Annotated in this window: 14 protein-coding genes; 6 read left to right on the forward strand and 8 right to left on the reverse strand. The window is 65.4% G+C overall.

Annotated features, from left to right (window positions below; translation table 11 throughout):
- Window positions 1–94: 94 nt before the first annotated feature.
- Both QA645_RS36215 and QA645_RS36220 read right to left on the reverse strand, forming a co-directional pair.
- A complete protein-coding gene (locus QA645_RS36215; protein ID WP_254134177.1) occupies window positions 95–601 on the reverse strand; it encodes a hypothetical protein in 507 nt (168 codons plus the stop codon).
- A gap of 117 nt (window positions 602–718) precedes the next feature.
- Window positions 719–3,052 (reverse strand): Tex family protein, encoded by a 2,334-nt coding sequence (locus QA645_RS36220; RefSeq protein ID WP_254195499.1) that lies wholly within the window; start codon window positions 3,050–3,052, stop codon window positions 719–721.
- A gap of 491 nt (window positions 3,053–3,543) precedes the next feature.
- On the opposite strand from QA645_RS36220, the gene QA645_RS36225 reads away from it, so the two are divergent.
- Entirely contained in the window at window positions 3,544–4,653 is a 1,110-nt protein-coding gene (locus tag QA645_RS36225; protein ID WP_283045967.1) for a ring-opening amidohydrolase, read from the forward strand.
- A 111-nt stretch (window positions 4,654–4,764) separates the two neighbouring features.
- The gene (locus QA645_RS36230; RefSeq protein WP_283045968.1) at window positions 4,765–6,240 is read left to right on the forward strand and encodes an amidase; all 1,476 of its coding nucleotides are present in this window, start codon (window positions 4,765–4,767) and stop codon (window positions 6,238–6,240) included.
- 1 nt (window position 6,241) lies between these two features.
- Here QA645_RS36230 and QA645_RS36235 read toward each other — a convergent pair whose 3' ends face one another.
- Complete coding sequence (locus QA645_RS36235; RefSeq protein WP_283045969.1) at window positions 6,242–7,468, reverse strand: LON peptidase substrate-binding domain-containing protein; 1,227 nt, start codon at window positions 7,466–7,468, stop codon at window positions 6,242–6,244.
- Between the two features lie 199 nt (window positions 7,469–7,667).
- On the reverse strand, window positions 7,668–7,985 hold the full coding sequence (locus QA645_RS36240; protein WP_283045970.1) for a hypothetical protein: 318 nt from the start codon (window positions 7,983–7,985) through the stop codon (window positions 7,668–7,670).
- 151 nt (window positions 7,986–8,136) lie between these two features.
- Here QA645_RS36240 and QA645_RS36245 point away from each other — a divergent pair, with 151 nt between their 5' ends.
- Both QA645_RS36245 and QA645_RS36250 read left to right on the forward strand, forming a co-directional pair.
- The gene (locus QA645_RS36245; RefSeq protein WP_283045971.1) at window positions 8,137–9,045 is read left to right on the forward strand and encodes a PaaI family thioesterase; all 909 of its coding nucleotides are present in this window, start codon (window positions 8,137–8,139) and stop codon (window positions 9,043–9,045) included.
- Window positions 9,046–9,111: 66 nt separating this feature from the next.
- Entirely contained in the window at window positions 9,112–9,477 is a 366-nt protein-coding gene (locus QA645_RS36250) for a hypothetical protein (RefSeq protein ID WP_283045972.1), read from the forward strand.
- A gap of 57 nt (window positions 9,478–9,534) precedes the next feature.
- Here the strand turns inward: QA645_RS36250 and poxB are convergent, their stop codons facing one another.
- The 3 genes from poxB to QA645_RS36265 all read right to left on the reverse strand — a co-directional run bounded on the left by poxB (window position 9,535) and on the right by QA645_RS36265 (window position 12,913).
- Entirely contained in the window at window positions 9,535–11,271 is a 1,737-nt protein-coding gene (poxB, locus tag QA645_RS36255) for a ubiquinone-dependent pyruvate dehydrogenase (RefSeq protein ID WP_283045973.1), read from the reverse strand.
- Between the two features lie 80 nt (window positions 11,272–11,351).
- Entirely contained in the window at window positions 11,352–11,984 is a 633-nt protein-coding gene (locus QA645_RS36260; RefSeq protein WP_283045974.1) for a 2-dehydro-3-deoxy-6-phosphogalactonate aldolase, read from the reverse strand.
- The gene (locus tag QA645_RS36265; protein WP_283045975.1) at window positions 11,981–12,913 is read right to left on the reverse strand and encodes a 2-dehydro-3-deoxygalactonokinase; all 933 of its coding nucleotides are present in this window, start codon (window positions 12,911–12,913) and stop codon (window positions 11,981–11,983) included. Before QA645_RS36265 ends, QA645_RS36260 begins: the two co-directional genes overlap by 4 nt.
- Before the next feature lie 220 nt (window positions 12,914–13,133).
- On the opposite strand from QA645_RS36265, the gene QA645_RS36270 reads away from it, so the two are divergent.
- Window positions 13,134–14,231 carry an LLM class flavin-dependent oxidoreductase gene (locus QA645_RS36270; protein WP_283053486.1) on the forward strand — a complete coding sequence of 366 codons (1,098 nt, stop codon included), beginning with the start codon at window positions 13,134–13,136 and terminating at the stop codon, window positions 14,229–14,231.
- 57 nt (window positions 14,232–14,288) lie between these two features.
- Window positions 14,289–14,843, forward strand: coding sequence for a flavin reductase family protein (locus tag QA645_RS36275; RefSeq protein ID WP_283045976.1), 555 nt, complete (start codon window positions 14,289–14,291; stop codon window positions 14,841–14,843).
- Between the two features lie 184 nt (window positions 14,844–15,027).
- On the opposite strand, the gene QA645_RS36280 is transcribed toward QA645_RS36275, so the two are convergent.
- Window positions 15,028–16,878 (reverse strand): sigma-54-dependent Fis family transcriptional regulator, encoded by a 1,851-nt coding sequence (locus tag QA645_RS36280; RefSeq protein ID WP_283045977.1) that lies wholly within the window; start codon window positions 16,876–16,878, stop codon window positions 15,028–15,030.
- Between the last annotated feature and the right edge of the window lie 69 nt (window positions 16,879–16,947).

Below are 16,947 nucleotides of genomic sequence, written 5' to 3' on the forward strand. Positions count from 1 at the left end.
AAACTCCGAGCGACGATCGCCACCAGACTATCCCGTTCCGGGGCTGAGCGGAACTGCCTGGTGGCGATCGCGACAATGGTGCGGTACGGCGATGCTAGTACCAATTTTCCCCGCACACATTGACCCATTGCCACCCATAGGGCGTCAAGCTCCTGCGCCAGCAGCCGTCGTCGTAATAATTGGCGTAGTAGAAGGGCGCACCGATGAAGGCGAACCGGTGGAAGCGATGATGTCGGAAGAAGAAGGCGTGGCGGCCGATGAACGGCCTGCCGTGCCAGCCGGCACCGGCGAAACGCGGCCCGAAGGCCGCGCGGGTCGCTAATGGGGCACCGGCAAAGCGCGGCCCAAAGGCAGCGTGGGCCGCCATCGGCGAGCCGGCGAAGCGGGCGCCGCTGAAATGAGCACCGCCCATGCCGCCGAAGTGCATGCCGCCGCCCATACCGCCGACGTGCATCCCTCCACCACCGAAATGGCCACCACCGCCAAAGCCGCCGCCGTGACCGCCGCCGCCACCACCACCCCGGGCGAGAACGGGCGATGCAAGTGCCAGCGCCGCGACGACGGTCGCCGCGACGAGGCGAGTGAGACGTCTGTTGTTCATCGGAAATCCTCCATGCAGCGCGGCAACACGCGCCGCGCGGGGAGGATCAGATGAGAAGAAAGAGCCCTCTCCTTCAACTTACAAATGCGCCAGATTCTGACGCGGGTGTTAGGGAGGCTAAGCCCGCTTGCCGTTGTTCTTCTCGGCCGCACGACGCATCGCTTCGGCGAGCGCGCCACCGCCGGAAGATTCCTGCTGGCGCGGGGCCGATGACGTCATGCGGTTGGTGTTGCGCGTGTTGTCGCGCTGCATGCCGGGGGCGTCCTTCTTGGCGCCGACCTCGTCGTCGAGCCGGAGCGTCAGCGAGATGCGCTTGCGGGCGACCTCGAAGTCCAGCACCTTCACCTTGACGATGTCGCCGGGCTTCACCACCTCGCGCGGATCCTTGATGAAGGTTTTCGACATCGCCGAGATGTGGACGAGACCATCCTGGTGCACGCCGATGTCGACGAACGCGCCGAAGGCGGCGACGTTGGTCACGGTGCCCTCGAGGATCATGCCCTTCTGGAGATGCTTGATCTCCTCGACGCCCTCCTTGAACACCGCGGCCTTGAACGCCGGACGCGGATCGCGGCCGGGCTTTTCCAATTCGCGCAGAATGTCGGTGACGGTCGGCAGACCGAAGGTCTCGTCGACGAAATCCTTCGGCTTCAGCGTACGGACGACCTCGCTGGAGCCAATCAGCGCCTTGATGTCGCTCTTGGTCGCGGCGAGAATCCGGCGCACCACCGGATAGGCTTCCGGATGCACGCCGGAGGCATCGAGCGGGTCTTCGCCGCCGAGGATGCGCAGGAAGCCGGCGCACTGCTCGAACGCCTTCGGCCCGAGCCGTGGCACTTCCTTCAGCGCCTTGCGCGACTTGAACGGACCGTTGGCATCGCGATGCGCGACAATGCTCTGCGCCAGACCCGAGCCGACGCCCGACACGCGCGCGAGCAGCGGCGCGGAAGCCGTGTTGACGTCGACGCCGACCGCGTTCACGCAGTCTTCGACCACGGCATCGAGCGATTTGGCGAGCTTGGCCTGGCCGAGATCGTGCTGATACTGGCCGACGCCGATCGCCTTGGGCTCGATCTTGACGAGCTCGGCGAGCGGATCCTGCAGACGACGGGCGATCGAAACCGCACCGCGCAGGGTGACGTCGAGATCGGGTAATTCCTCCGAGGCGAAGGCCGAGGCCGAATAGACCGACGCGCCGGCTTCCGACACCACGATCTTGGACATCTTCAGCTCGGCGAGGCCCTTGACGAGATCGCCCGCGAGCTTGTCGGTTTCGCGCGAGGCGGTGCCGTTGCCGATCGCGATCAGTTCGACGCGGTGCTTGATCGCGAGCTTGCCGAGGATCGCGAGCGACTCGTTCCACTGCCGCTGCGGCTCGTGCGGATAGATCACGGCGGTATCGACCACCTTGCCGGTCGCATCGGTGACGGCGACCTTGACGCCGGTGCGGTAGCCGGGATCGAGACCCATGGTGGCGCGGGTGCCGGCGGGCGCCGCCAGCAGCAGATCGCGCAGGTTCGAGGCGAACACGCGGACGGCCTCGGTCTCGGCCGCATTCCACAGCCGCATGCGCAGATCGATATTGAGATGCACCTGGATCTTGGTGCGCCAGGCCCAGCGCACGGTGTCGATCAGCCAGCGATCGCCGGCGCGCTTGAGGTCGGCGATGCCGAACCGCTTCATGATCTTCAATTCATAGGCGCCCGGGACACCCGCCGGCGGCACCTCGGCCTCGGCCTGGATCTGGAGATCGAGGATCTCTTCCTTCTCGCCGCGGAACATCGCGAGGATGCGGTGCGAGGGCAATTTGGTCAGCGGCTCGGAGAACTCAAAATAGTCGGCGAATTTTTCGCCCTCGGTCTTCTTGCCGTCGCGCACCTTCGAGGCCATGCGCGCGTTGGTCCACATCTCCTCGCGCAACACGCCGATCAAATCGGCGTCTTCGTCGAAACGTTCGACCAGGATGGCACGGGCGCCGTCGAGCGCGGCCACCGCATCGGCAACGCCCTTCTCGGCGTTGATGAAGCCTTCGGCGACGACCTTGGGATCGTTGCCAGGCTCCGCGATCAGCTGGTTGGCGAGCGGCTCCAGGCCGGCCTCCTTGGCGATCTCGGCCTTGGTGCGGCGCTTCGGCTTGAACGGCAGATAGATGTCTTCGAGGCGCGCCTTGCTGTCGGCGGCGAGGATGGAGGCTTCGAGTGCGGCGTCGAGCTTGCCCTGCTCGCGGACCGATTCGAGGATCGCCTTGCGGCGATCTTCCAGCTCGCGGAGATAGCCCAGGCGTTCCTCCAGGGTGCGCAATTGCGCGTCGTCGAGCGCACCGGTCGCTTCCTTGCGGTAGCGCGCGATGAAGGGAACCGTGGCGCCGCCGTCGAGCAACGCCACCGTCGCCTCGACCTGCTCTGCCCGTACCCCAAGCTCCTGCGCAATTTTCTGGTTGATATTTGCCACGCGAGAATCCCTCTATATCCAAGCACGCGACGCAAACCGAAATCCGGCCGCGGGACGCCGCTTATGGACCAACCGAGGTTGATTCATCAAGGTGCGGCGCGCAACCGTCGACAGAGGATTTTTTTTGTGGGACCGATGCGGTCTCGCCACAATCGTGGGGATGTCGCGGGGCACACATGAAGTCCTGTAGGATGGGTAGAGCACTTGCGAAACCCATCAACTCTTCTTCCAATCGGAGACATGATGGGTTTCGCTGCGCTCTACCCATCCTACGGCCTCGCAGACACACCTTCTGCACCCTCGCGGCGCGTTTCACCCGAGGGGAGTTGTTTGGCGAAGACTCGTCGTTTGGTACTGATATCGAGCGCAATCGATGGATCACGCGGTATGGGTCCTGGCTTTCGCCAGGACGACATCGGGGATTGACATCCACCCCGCGTCCACGGCTGGTTGGGCCTGCCGGACCATCGAACTTCCCACGAGGACACTCCATGCGGACGACATCGGTCGGCGTCTTCAAGGTCGCCACCAAGGGCCCCGGCGACGTTTCCGGCCTCATGAGCCTGATCGTTTCAGGCGCGATTGACCCGACCTCCATCCTGGCGATCCTTGGCAAGACCGAGGGCAATGGCGGCGTCAACGATTTCACCCGGGAATATGCCGTCGCCGCGCTGTGCGCGGCGCTGGCGTCAAGGCTCGATCTGACGCCGCACGAGGTCGAGCAGCGCATCGCGTTCGTGATGTCCGGCGGCACCGAGGGCGTGCTCAGCCCGCACATCACGGTGTTCACGCGCCAGCAGGTTGCGAAGCCGCTCACAGGCATCTCCGGCAAGCGCCTGAGCATCGGCATGGCGCAGACCCGCGATTTCCTGCCCGAAGAGCTCGGCCGCTCGGCACAGATCACCGAGACCGCCAAGGCGGTGAAGGCCGCGATGGCAGATGCCCGCATCAGCGATGCCGCTGACGTCCATTTCGTCCAGATCAAGTGCCCGCTGCTGACCAGCGAGCGTGTCGAGGCCGCGAGCGCGCGCGGCAGCAAGACGGCGACGATCAGCGCCTACAGCTCGATGGCCTATTCGCGCGGCGCCTCCGCGCTCGGGGTTGCAGTCGCGCTCGGCGAGATATCTCCCGATCTTCGCGACCAGGACGTGCTGCACCGCTACGATCTGTTCTCGAAGGTGGCCTCGACCTCGTCAGGGATCGAGCTGATGCACAACGTGGTCATCGTGCTCGGCAATTCGGAAGGCTCCGCAAGCGAATTCGAGATCGGGCATGCCGTGATGAGCGACGCGATCGATGCGCCTGCGGTGGTATCCGCATTGACAAGTGTTGGCCTTGACATCGCGCCGCAAACCAGCACCGGCCGCGAGCTCGTCAACATCTTCGCCAAGGCCGAGGCCTCGCCGGATGGCACCGTGCGCGGCTTCCGCCACACCATGCTCGAGGACACCGATATCAGCTCGACACGCCATGCCCGCGCGGCGGTCGGCGGGTTGATCGCCGGCCTTGCCGGCACCGGCGCGGTCTACGTCTCCGGCGGCGCCGAGCACCAGGGGCCCGCCGGCGGTGGACCGGTTGCGGCGATCGCAAGGCTGCTTTAAAGCGCCCCGACCTCTCCGTCCGGCGCAACCCTGCCCTTCGCGCCGGCTCAGTTGATTCACGCGGGCCCTTGCGAAAAAGGTGGCGCCGCGACCCAAGGGGATTTGAACTTCATGACTTTGCCGATGAGCTGGAACGAATGGACGCAGCACGATGGCGTCGGCCTTGCGGCGCGCGTCCGCAACGGCGAGCTGACGGCAAAGGAACTGGCACGTCAGGCCGCGGCCGCCGTGGCCAAGGTCAATCCGACGCTGTCGGGCGTGGTCGAGCTGTTCGATGACGTGATCGCCGATCCCGCCAAGGACGGCGCCAATCTCGCAGGTCCGTTCGCCGGCCTGCCTTTCCTGATGAAGGATCTGGGTCCGACCATGAAGGGCCGGCTCCAGGAAATGGGCTCGCTGCTGATGCGCGGCAATCGCGCCACGGCCGATACATTCCTGACCGGCAAATTCCGCCAGGCAGGCTTGAACCTGATCGGCCGCACGACGACGCCGGAATTCGGCGTGTGCAGCTCCGCCGACAACCCGGCCGTCTATGTCACCCGCAATCCCTGGAATACCGACTACACCACCTGCGGCTCGTCGGCCGGCAGTGCGGCGATGGTCGCGGCCGGCGTGGTGCCGATCGCGCACGCGACCGACGGCGGCGGCTCGATCCGCATTCCCGCCGGCGTCAACGGCAATATCGGGCTGAAGGTGTCGCGCGGCGTGTTCTCGCTCGCGCCGCACATGTCCGACCTCACCGGCCTCGTCTCGATCCAGGGCTGCCAGTCGCGCACGGTGCGCGATACCGCCGCTTTCGTCGACCACGCCCGCGGCCCCGCGCCCGGCGAGTTCATGCCGTTCTGGACCACGGCGCAGCCTTACGGCGAGATGATCAAGCGCGATCCGTCCAAGCTGCGCATCGCGCTGTCGCACACCTGGGGCGATTACACCGCGACGCCCGAGATCGCCGCCGAACTGGAGAAGACCGGCCGCTTCCTCGAGGGCCTCGGCCATCACGTCGACTACGCACTGCCCGAGCTCGATTTCCGCGCCGCCTTCGCGGCGCAGACCACCTGCTACATCTCGAACTTTTCCGTGGTGATTTCCAACATGCTCGCCGCGCGCGGGCTGGAGCGTCCGCCGGAAGATCTGATCGAGCCGATGAACATCCGGATCTGGGAAGCCGGCCTGCACACGAGCTTCGCCGACCGGGCGAAGATGCAGGCGGTCTTCAACACCACCTCGCGCGGCTTCGGCAGCTTCTTCGAGCAGTGGGACGTGATCCTGACGCCGATCACGGCGCTGCCGACGCCGAAGGTCGGCACCAAGGAATATCTCACCATCTCCGACAATCCGGATGTGCTCGACTGGTTCGGCAATCTCTGGCGCTTCTTCGCCTTCACGCCGCTCGCCAATCTCTGCGGCATGCCGGCAATCTCGATGCCGATGGCGGCCCAGGACCACGGCCTGCCGCTCGGTATCCAGGCGATCGCGAAGCAGGCCAATGACGGCCTGCTGCTGCAACTCGCCGCCCAGATCGAGCGCGCGCTCGACGGCAAGTGGAACGGCGGGAAGACCGCGAAGGTGCATGTGACGAAGGCGTGAGCTAGCCTTTTTCTTTGCCAGCGCTTCGAGCGATGGCCTTGTCCACGCGAAAGCGTGACACGCCCTGGTCGGCGAGCATGCGCGCCGCGGGGCTTCGCGTCTCCGGAAACAGAGCGACGAGTGCATTGGTGCCCGTCACTTCAGGGTTGCCGGTCTCCTGGGCGAGAAGTGCGGCGCGACGATCGACGCGCAGGAATGCGGCGGTCGGCACCGGGGTGCCGGTCTCGATTACGGTGTGCGCGAGCTCCTTGTCGATATAGTCGGTGAGGTTCTGCCGGAGCAGGCCGAGATCGGCGTTACTGGCCTGTAAAACAGGCGCGGCATCGCCGTCTTCGGTCAGCGCCAATAGCAGGTGCTCCAGCGTCGCAAACTGATGACGGCGCTGTTCGGCAAGAACGAGCGCTCGGCGTCGCGTGGCATCATAGGCCGGACCGAACGGGCGAGCCGGCACGTCCAACAGCCTGTCGATCTTTTCCAGCCGCTTGACGGGATCGAGGATTGCCAGCAGTTCGTACTTGTCCCTGACCGGCAACCTCATGCGCATCGCCATGGTATCGGCAATGCGGCCAATATCGCGCGTCTGATCGAAGAACAGCCAGATGTCAGGCATCAGCAGGCCGTGGGCGGCTGCGTAATCCTCGAAACGCAGAATGGTCCGGCGCATCAGATCGGGTGCGTCAGCGGGCGGACTCTCCTGCAATTCGGAAGCCTCCGACCGATAGCCACCGGACAGCGCCGCGAAGCTGCGCATCGCAACGCGACGGAGTGCGCGCGTGAGCACCCTGATCGAACCGTCCTGCAGCCGCTCGAGCTCGACCAATTGAACCAGCACGCCGACCTCGTAGATGTCGGCAAATCGCGGCTCGTCGACGCCGCTATCGCGCTGGATTGCGCAAACCATCTCGCGTTCGTTCTCGAATGCATGGTTGAGGGCGAGCACAGTGTTCTCGCGCCCGACGAACAGCGGGAAGGTCGCGCCCGGGAACGGCACGAAGTCCCGCAGGGGGACCGCGGGATAGACCGCTGTCGAACTCTTGAACTTTACAATCGGCGGCGCCGGTTCACGGCGCTCGGCGTGAAGCAGCGCCGACAACGTATTCCAGTCGGCAACGCCGAGCATTTTCGACACCAGCTCCAGGCTCTCGCTGTGGCTGATAGTGACGGCCTTGGTGGTCAGGGAGTCGCGCAGGGTCTGCGCCATAGCCTTGGCATCGCGAAAATCGCGCATCGGTTCGTCCTCTGCATGAGCGATCCAGGTGTGTCAGGTGGTTGCGTTGCTGACCCGGTCGCTCGGGCAAAGGGGGGCCGATCAGGGCTCGATACATTCACCGTTCCACGGAGGGCGCAACCGGCAGGTCGTATCAACCTGCGCGGAAGGTGACGTAAAGGCGGATGGCTGTCAATCTCGGTTCCTGCTCAGTTCTTGCTCAGTTCTTGACGGCCGGGATCGCTTCGTCCGGCTGCTGCTGTCCGAGCTTGAGCATCGCAAGCGCCTTGTCGAGCGCTTCGCGCAACGCCAGCGCCGCGGCCGGGCTGCAACGCAGATGCGCGGTCTGGACCACGTCGACCCTGACGGCGGCACCAATCGGCATCAGCAAATTCGCGGCGAGCTCGATCTGGATCGCACCGTTGTGATGGCCGAAGCAGGACGCGCCGTCGAAATAGATGATCGGCGCCCGCTCCGAGCTCGAACTGGAAATGGTGACGAGCCCCTGGCTGGTGGCGGGCGTTTCGGGATCGGCCATGGGCACTCCTTGGGGCAGGTCGACAGGCGAAGCGCCCACCATCGTTGCTTCGGCGCGCTCTGTCGAGGCCAAACCGGTTCCTGGCAGATCTGCCGCGCGGGGCGCATTTCCGGCTTTTGCGCCGTCCCCGACAGTGGTCTAGAACGTCATCATGTCCATCTCATCGACCACGCTTCCTTTCGAGGAACTCGCCGAAGCTATCAAGGGCCGCCGCTCCGATTACGGCCATATCAGCGGGCTCCAGCTCGACCGGTTCGCGCCGGGCGAAGCCTGGTCGAGCCTGCCCTATCGCCCCGTCTTCGTCGGCGACACCGAGACCGGTGTGCTGCACGGTGGCGTCGTCACCGCGATGCTCGACGAAAGCTGCGGCATGGCGGTTCAGCTCGCGCTCGACGGCACCAGCGCAATCGCGACACTCGACCTGCGCATCGACTACCAGAAGCCGGCTACCCCCGGGCTCGCCATCAAGGCGCATTCGGTCTGCTATCGCACCACGCGCTCGATCGCCTTCGTGCGCTCCACGGCTTACCAGGAGTCCGAGAACGATCCGGTGGCGACCGCCACCGGCTGCTTCATGATCGGCGCCAACCGCACCAACATGCTGGCGGACCGCCGAATGGACTCGCGCAGCATCCCGACGCTGGAAGCACCGGAGGATCCGGACGGCCCGTTCGCCAACAGCCCGTTCGCGCGCTGCCTCGGCATTCGCGTCAATGATGACGGCACGCTGACGATGCCGTTCTCGCCCAAAATCATCGGCAACCCGATCCTCCCCGCCATCCACGGCGGCATGACCGGCGCTTTCCTCGAGACCACCGCGATCCTCGGCGTGCGGCGCGAGCTCGGGATCGCGACGCTGCCGAAGCCGATCGGGCTGACCGTCAATTACCTGCGATCCGGCCGGGCGCTGGACACCATTGCCAATGTCTCGATCGTGAAACAGGGACGGCGTATCGTCGCCTTCGAGGCGCGGGCCTGGCAGGACGATCCGGGCAAGCCGATCGCCTCAGCTTTCGGCCATTTCATGCTGCGCCCGACGCCGGGAAATGACGAGGAATAGGCGTATTTTACTTGACGACCGGGATTCGGGACACAACGATAGCGCGTTCCCGCGAGAGGTATTGGGTTGCGGCATCCGATCGACATCATCGCCATGTTTGCCGCCATCTGGCTGTTGGCCTCGATGGTGCTCGACGCGGTGACGCCGAAGGAGCTGACCGCGGTCATGATCGCCATCGCGATCGGGCCCGCCGTGGTCATCACCGCCGTGTTCTATTATCTGCGCTGCCCGCGCACGGATTTCGCGGTGATGTTCGCAGCGCTCTGGCTGATCTCCGACATCGCCATCGCCTTCATCTCGCCGAAGGAACTGCCGCATTTCCTGATCGCGCTCGGCTTCGTGCCGGCGGCGCTGATCGGCCTCGTGCTGCACTGGCAGCGCTTCCAGCGCCGCCATGAGCGGTTGCCTGTGCCGTCGGCCAAGCGCAGCTAGTCCCCTTGTTCACCTCTCCCCATCGGGGAGGGGTGAACCGAGCCGCCTCAGCCGAAATCATCGCGACAGAAGGTTGGTCTTCGCGAGGTCGATGACCTCGTCGCCACGGCCGCTCATCACAGCGCGCAGCACCCAGAGGCTGAAACCCTTGACCTGTTCGGCCGTGATGGTCGGCGGCATCGACAGCTCCTGCTTGGCGGTGACGACGTCGAGCAGCGCCGGGCCATTGTGGGCCAGCATCTCCTTCATCGCGCCGGGGAGTTCGCCGGGGTCCTCGACGCGTTTCGCAAAAATGCCCATCGCGCGCGCCATCGCGGCGAAGTCGGGATTTTCCAGATCGACATTGGTGTCGACGAAGCCTGCGGCCTTCATCTCCAGCGCGACGAAGCCGAGCACGCCGTTGTTGAAGACGACGATCTTCACCGGCAGCTTCATCTGCGTCAGCGTGATCAGATCGCCCATCAGCATGGTGAAGCCGCCGTCGCCCGACAGCGAGATCACCTGGCGGCCGGGCTGCGAGGCCTGCGCGCCGATCGCCTGCGGCATGGCGTTGGCCATCGAGCCGTGCACGAAGGAGCCGATCAGCCGTCGGCGGCCGTTCATGTTGAGATAGCGCGCGGCCCACACCGTCGGCGTGCCGACATCGGCGGTGAAGACGGCATCGTCACTCGCGTGGTCGCTGATCACCTTTGCTAGATATTGCGGATGGATCGGCTTGGCTCCCGGCGTGCCCTTGGCGAGTGAGTCCAAGCCTTCGCGCGCCTTCTTGTAATGCGCGATGGCGTCGTCGAGATGCTTTCGTTGCGTCTTGGTCTTGAGCAGCGGCAGCAGCGCCTCGATGGTCAGCTTGACGTCGCCGACGAGACCGAGATCGATCTTGGTGCGCCGTCCCAGATTTTCCGGGCGAATATCGATCTGCGCAACCTTCGCATCGGTCGGGAAGAACTGCTTGTAGGGAAAATCCGTTCCCAGCATCACCAGCGCGTCGCAGGCGTGCATGGCGGCGTAGCCTGAGGAGAAGCCGATGAAGCCGGTCATGCCGACGTCGTAAGGATTATCGTATTCGACGTGCTCCTTGCCGCCGAGCGCATGCACGATCGGGCTCTTCAGCGCTTCGGCCAATTGCATCAGGGGCGCATGCGCGCCGGCACAGCCGCGGCCGCAGAACAGCGTGATGCGCTCGGCGCTATTCAACAGATCCGCGAGCGCTTTCAGCTCGTCGGCCTGCGGCACGATCTTGGGCGCTGCGAGCGCAAGCCCGCGATTGGTCGACAGCGCGCGCTTCGGCGGGCTGCGGAACGCGACGTCGCCGGGCATGGCGACGACGGCGACGCCGCGCAGGCCCACCGCCGCGCGGATCGCGTTCTCCAGCACGAAAGGCAGCTGGCTCGGATCCGAGACCAGCTCGCAATAATGGCTGCATTCGCGAAACAGATTTTGCGGATGGGTTTCCTGAAAATAGCCGCCGCCGATCTCGGCCGACGGGATCTGTGCGGCAATCGCCAGCACCGGCACGCGGCTGCGATGTGCGTCGAACAGGCCGTTGATCAGATGCAGATTGCCCGGGCCGCAGGAGCCGGCGCAAACCGCGAGGCTGCCGGTCATCTCGGCTTCGCCAGCGGCCGCGAAGGCCGCGACCTCCTCGTGGCGCACGTGCACCCATTCGATGGTGCCGCGGCGGCGCAGCGCCTCGGTGAGACCGTTCAGGCTGTCGCCGACAATGCCGTAGATGCGCTTGACGCCGGCCTGTTCGAGCGTTGCCACGAACAGATCGGCTATGTTGTTGATCGCCATGTCGGTCTCCTGATCTCGCTATTGCAGCAAGATAGGACAACGCACGACCGTGACGACATCACGGCTTGTTTATTGCTCGATCAGTCTTTCGCAATCGCCCGATCATAGGCCTCGATCGTCGCCTTCGCACGCGCGGCGACATCGGCGGCCGACATGCCGGGCTTGTAGAGGCTGGAGCCGAGCCCGAATGCGGTCACGCCGCCCTTGATGTATTCTGCAAAATTCTGGTCGGAGACGCCGCCGACGGCGGCGATCATCACGCCTGCGGGGAGCACCGCGCTGATCGCGGCGATGCCGGACGCGCCGAGCACGCTCGCCGGAAAGAATTTGAGGCCGGATGCACCGGAGCGAGCCGCAAGCAGCGCCTCGGTCGGCGAGAACACGCCGGGCAGCGTCACCATGCCGTGCTGATGCGCACGCGCCAGCACCTCGGTATCGACATTCGGCGAGACCATCAGCTTGCCACCGACATCATTGAGGCGATCGACATCCGCCGCGGTGAGCACCGTGCCGGCGCCGATCAGCACGCCTGATGGCGCGAGCTTGGCGGCGAGCCCGATGGAGCGGAACGGATCGGGCGAGTTCAGGGGAATCTCGATCGCGGTCATGCCGGCCTCGACCAGCACGCCGACGATGGCCTCGGTCTCCTCCGGCTTGACGCCGCGCAGGATCGCGACCAGGGGCCGCTTCATCGGCGGAAAGGGAACTCTCATCTCAAAGATCCTTCTGACTTCGTCCAGATCGCCGCAGCCGCCATCGACAGGCCGCGGCGCACCGCTTCATCGGCATCGATCGGGTTCACGTTGACCGACAGCGCATCGAAGGCCAGCCGGTACAGATCCGCCAGCCGCCCCGAGGCAATCAGCGTGATGCCGGCTTTCGGCACCGTGCCGGAAAGGCCTGCGGCGAGCTCGGCGCCGATCAACGTGCCCGACAGTGTCTCACGCGCCGCAGCCGGCGTGCCGCCGAACAGCAACTGACGCGACCTTGCGGTGAACAGGAGATTGGCCGCGAAAGCCGGCGCCTCGTATGCGGCTTTCACCGCCGCCTTGAAGCTCGCGACATCCTCGGCGTCATCGGCGCCGGCGACTGCGAGCGACAGAATCGTCTCGCGCGAGACCACGCTGAAGAGCTCACCGGTCATGAAGGTGGAGAAATGCGCGACGGTGCCATCCTTCACCCGCACCCATTTCGAATGGGTCCCAGGCATGCAGACCAGCGCCTCGCCCGTGGCATGAAGGCCGAGCGCGCCAAGCAATTGCGTCTCCTCGCCGCGCATCACGTCCGGCGCGACTGTGTCGCGCTGCGCGATGCCCGGCAGGATGCGGATGTCGCGCGCCTCGCCCGGCACGCGCGCGGCCTGCTTCAGAACCGCTGACAACGGCGCCGGCGTATCGACATAGCCGGCCTCGACCCAACCGGTTTTGGCACCGGCCATGCCGCAGACGAGCACGGGCAGATCAGCGGGCGCCGCGACTGCGGCAAGGTGCGATTGCAGCACGCCGGGGAAGCCGGCCTTGGCCGCGGCCAACATGCCCTCGCCGCTGCGGCGCTCGGCCAGCACGTGGCCCGTGCGGTCGACCAGCCAGAGCCGGAAGCTGCTGGTGCCCCAGTCCACCGCGACAAAAGCGGGATCGGTCATTTCCAATCGTATCCTCGAGTCTCACGGCCAAGACGGCGTCTCGCGACAATGAGACGGCGCTTTGCAAATCCGCCCCGGGATATCGGCTATTGCGGCCCTAAACCAGCGTTTTCTCGCGGGTCTGGGGCGCCTCCCACGCTGGCACACCGCTTGCTGAAGCTGTTCCTGTTCACGTCAGCGAACGCGCAGCAAGACGCGTCAACATCAGATGAGGAAACCCATGGAGATCGGCTATTTCACGATGCCTTCGCATCCGCCGGAGTGCGGCCTGAAGGAAGGACATGACTGGGACCTGCAGGTCCTGCGCTGGCTCGACGAGCTCGGCTATCAGGAAGCCTGGATCGGCGAGCACCATACCGCGCCCTGGGAACCCAATCCCACGCCGGACCTGCTGATCGCACAAGCCCTGATGCAGACCAAGCGCCTGCGCATCGGACCAGGTGGCTTCCTGCTGCCCTATCACCATCCGGCCGAGCTCGCCAACCGCGTCGCGATGCTGGACCATCTTTCGGAAGGCCGGCTGAATTTCGGCGTGGCGGCCTCGGGCCTGCCGAGCGACTGGGCGATGTTCAACGTCGACGGCATGAGCGGGCAGAACCGTGACATGACCCGCGAGGCGCTGGAGATCATCCTGAAGCTCTGGTCCGATCCCGCGCCCTTCACCTACAAGGGCAAGTTCTGGACCGTGACCAAGCCGGACACGATGTTCGACTTCCTCAAGCCTCACATCAAGCCGTTGCAGGCGCCGCATCCGCCGATCGGCGTTGCCGGGCTGTCGAAGAACTCGGACACGCTCAAGCTCGCGGGCGAGCGCGGCTTCATCCCGATGAGCCTCAACCTCAACCCGGCCTATGTCGGCAGCCATTGGGACTCGGTCGAGATCGGCGCCGCCAAGACCGGACGCAAGCCGAACCGCGCGGACTGGCGCCTGGTGCGCGAGGTGTTCGTCGCGGATACCGACGAAGAGGCCTGGAGGCTCTCGACCGGCGACATGATGGGCCGGATGATGGGCGAATACTTCCTGCCGCTGCTCGGCCATTTCGGCTTCAAGGACTATCTGAAGCACACGCCCGACGTGCCCGATAGCGACGTCACCGTCGAATATTGCGCCAAGCGGAACTGGGTCGTCGGCTCGCCCGCGACGGTGGCCGAAAAGATCGAGAAGATCTACGACGAGGTCGGCGGGTTCGGTGTGCTCTGCGTGTTCGGCTTCGACTACAAGCACAAGCCGGAAGCCTGGCACCACTCGCTCTCGCTGCTCAAGAACGAGGTGATGCCGCGCCTGAAGCATCTCGGCTCCGCGAAGAAGGCAGCTTGACCGGATGCGGGTGCGGCGCAATCGTGTCGCACCCGCCATTACTTCGGAGATTTCCGCGTGAGCGTCGACGCAAAGGATTTCAAGCAGGCGATGCGCCAATGCGCCGGTGCGGTCGCACTGGTCACGGTCGGCGCCGAGCACGGCAAGCGCACCGGGCTGACGGTGACGTCGGCATGCTCATTGTCAGACAATCCGCCGTCGCTGATCGTCTGCGTCAACCGCAACGCCAGCGCGCACGCCCGCATCCGCGAGGAAGGCGCCTTCGCGATCAACTTCCTGCACGAGGATCACGCGCTGCTGGCGCTGACCTTCAGCGGCCAGAAGGGCGTCAACGGCGACGATCGCTTTGCGTTCGGCCAGTGGACCCGAGGTGCCACGGGCGCACCGGTGCTGACCGATGCGGTCGCGGCGTTCGACTGCGTACTGGCGCAGGAGTTCGAGACCAGGACGCATTCGATTTTCGTCGGCGAAGTCCGCTACGTCTCGCATTCCGACGGCGCCGCGCCGCTCGTGTATCTGCGCAGCAGCTTCCACGTCCCCCACGAAATCCGCGAGACCGTTTCAGTCGGCGATCTCGATTCGCGGCATTTGAGCTGGACGGATTTTTCCTGAGGGAAGCGCCGAGCTCGGTGCCCTTCCTTCTCCCCTTGCGGGAGAAGATGGCGCGAAGCGCCGGATGAGGGGTATCTCTCTACTCGTTCAAATCAGAGTTGGACTCGCGGAGAGATACCCCTCACCCGTCTCGCCGCTAGCGCGGCGAGCCACCCTCTCCCGCAAGGGGAGAGGGTAAGAAAGATCACTGCGCCGTCTCGATCTTCAGCTGCTTGATCTTGCGATACAGCGTCGCGCGGCTGAGTTTTAGCGCGCGGGCGGCTTCAGTGACGCGGCCACCGTGCTTGCGGAGCGCCTCGATGATCGTGGCTCGCTCGGCCGCTTCGAGATCAATCCCCGCCGTTCTCCCGCCGAACGGCGGCAGATCGAGGTCGGCATCCATGATGACGCCATCCCCCGCCGTACAGCCGGCAAGCCGGAGCACGTGGCGGAGTTGGCGCATGTTGCCGGGGTAGGAATAGGCCGAGAGCAGCGACCAGGCTTCGCCCGAGAGGCGGCAATTCGGTGCCTCCTCGCGCGCGATCTGGCGGATGATGTCATCCCTATCAGCGCGCTCGCGCAGCGCCGGCAGCCGCACCTCCATGCCGCGCAGGCGAAAATAGAGGTCGGCACGGAAAGCCCCCTCCTCGGCCATGCGGCCGAGATCGCGATGGGTGGCGCTGATCAGGCGAATATCCACCGGCACCGGCTTGAGCGCGCCGAGCGGCCAGACTTCGCGGTTCTCCAGCACGCGCAGCAAGCGGGTCTGCAGCGCGATCGGCATGTCGCCGATCTCGTCCAGAAACAGCGTGCCGCCGTCAGCCTGCACGATCAGGCCCTTCGAACCGTCGCGCCGCGCGCCGGTGAAGGCGCCGGCCTCGTAGCCGAACAGCTCGGCGTCGATCAGGCTCTCCGGCATCGCCGCACAGTTCAGCGCGACATAGTTGTTACGGGCACGGTTGCTCGCGGCATGAATCGCGCGCGCGAACACGTCCTTGCCGACGCCGGTCTCGCCATGCAGCAGCACCGGCAGATTGTGATCGCCGATGCTCCGCAGCCGCTTCACGCTTTTGACGAGGCCCGGATCGCCGCCTGCGAGCCGATGCAGCGCGTCGAAGCGATCGACCGGCGCATCGCGGCGAAGCATGGTGGATTTTGCGCGCAGGGGCGGGGCGACATGGCTTTGCCCCAGCGGACGGCCATCGGCGCGGCGCAGCTCGACGATCTCGTCCGCGTTGCGCGCGTGATCAAGCTTGATGTAGCGCGCCAGATCGATGCCCGACGCGATCAGGCCGTCGGTGAGGCCCAGCAATGCGCGCGCCGACCGGCAGGCGCCGACGATGCGACGATCGTCATCGTAGGCAAGCAGGCCGCTGCCGCCATCACCCGGCACGGTCGCGATCCAGGCGTTGCGGAAATGATCGCGGAAGATCGCGCCCTCCATCCGCCGCGTCGCCTCCATCGTCACCGCGAGCGCAAGCTGATGCGCGGCCCGTTCGAGATCTTCCCGACAAGAGGTGATGTTGACCGCGCCGGCGAGGCGCCCGGCCTGATCAAACAGCGGCGCCACCGCGCAGGAGAACATGTGCCATTGCGCACGAAAATGCTCGTCGCGATGCACCAGGATCGGCTTCTGCTCCGCGAGGCAGGTGCCGAGCCCGTTGGTGCCCTCGAACGTCTCGGCGAAATTCGAACCGGTGTAGATCTTCCAGTCCATGAACATCCGTGCGTCGGCCTCGCCCGGCAGGCGGCTGAACAGCATGGTCGCGTTCGCGTCAGCGAGGTTGACGCAATAGCCGGCGTCCCGCAGCACGCGGGCGAGATCGTCGAGCTCCGGCGTCAGCAGCCGGATGGTCTCTTCCAGCGGCTCAGCGACGTGACGAACCTCGGCCTCGGTCAGTGTCTGCGGCGGGCCCTGCCGGGCAGGATCGAGCTTGTGGCTGATCAGGCAGCGCCGCCACGAGTTCTCAATGCGCGAAGAGGCGTCGACGTCGGCCACGTGGCTGGCGACGGACAAGACACGGGCGACATGGTTCGAGGCCGAAAGGCTGGCCATCGCGGACGTCTCCACCCTGTATTATTGTGCAAAGTCTGGCAGCACAGGCGGGGATGTCAATCGGGAACC

The sequence above is a fragment of the Bradyrhizobium sp. CIAT3101 genome, from assembly GCF_029714945.1.
Classification (GTDB): Bacteria; Pseudomonadota; Alphaproteobacteria; order Rhizobiales; family Xanthobacteraceae; genus Bradyrhizobium.

Excerpts from the sequence above, each read along its gene's own strand:
- QA645_RS36230 (WP_283045968.1), top strand. The coding sequence starts at position 4,765 with ATGACTTTGCCGATGAGCTGGAACGAATGGACGCAGCACGATGGCGTC.
- QA645_RS36240 (WP_283045970.1), bottom strand. The coding sequence starts at position 7,985 with ATGGCCGATCCCGAAACGCCCGCCACCAGCCAGGGGCTCGTCACCATT.
- QA645_RS36225 (WP_283045967.1), top strand. The coding sequence starts at position 3,544 with ATGCGGACGACATCGGTCGGCGTCTTCAAGGTCGCCACCAAGGGCCCC.
- QA645_RS36215 (WP_254134177.1), bottom strand. The coding sequence starts at position 601 with ATGAACAACAGACGTCTCACTCGCCTCGTCGCGGCGACCGTCGTCGCG.
- QA645_RS36280 (WP_283045977.1), bottom strand. The coding sequence starts at position 16,878 with ATGGCCAGCCTTTCGGCCTCGAACCATGTCGCCCGTGTCTTGTCCGTC.
- QA645_RS36265 (WP_283045975.1), bottom strand. The coding sequence starts at position 12,913 with ATGACCGATCCCGCTTTTGTCGCGGTGGACTGGGGCACCAGCAGCTTC.
- QA645_RS36270 (WP_283053486.1), top strand. The coding sequence starts at position 13,134 with ATGGAGATCGGCTATTTCACGATGCCTTCGCATCCGCCGGAGTGCGGC.
- poxB (WP_283045973.1), bottom strand. The coding sequence starts at position 11,271 with ATGGCGATCAACAACATAGCCGATCTGTTCGTGGCAACGCTCGAACAG.
- QA645_RS36235 (WP_283045969.1), bottom strand. The coding sequence starts at position 7,468 with ATGCGCGATTTTCGCGATGCCAAGGCTATGGCGCAGACCCTGCGCGAC.
- QA645_RS36245 (WP_283045971.1), top strand. The coding sequence starts at position 8,137 with ATGTCCATCTCATCGACCACGCTTCCTTTCGAGGAACTCGCCGAAGCT.
- QA645_RS36260 (WP_283045974.1), bottom strand. The coding sequence starts at position 11,984 with ATGAGAGTTCCCTTTCCGCCGATGAAGCGGCCCCTGGTCGCGATCCTG.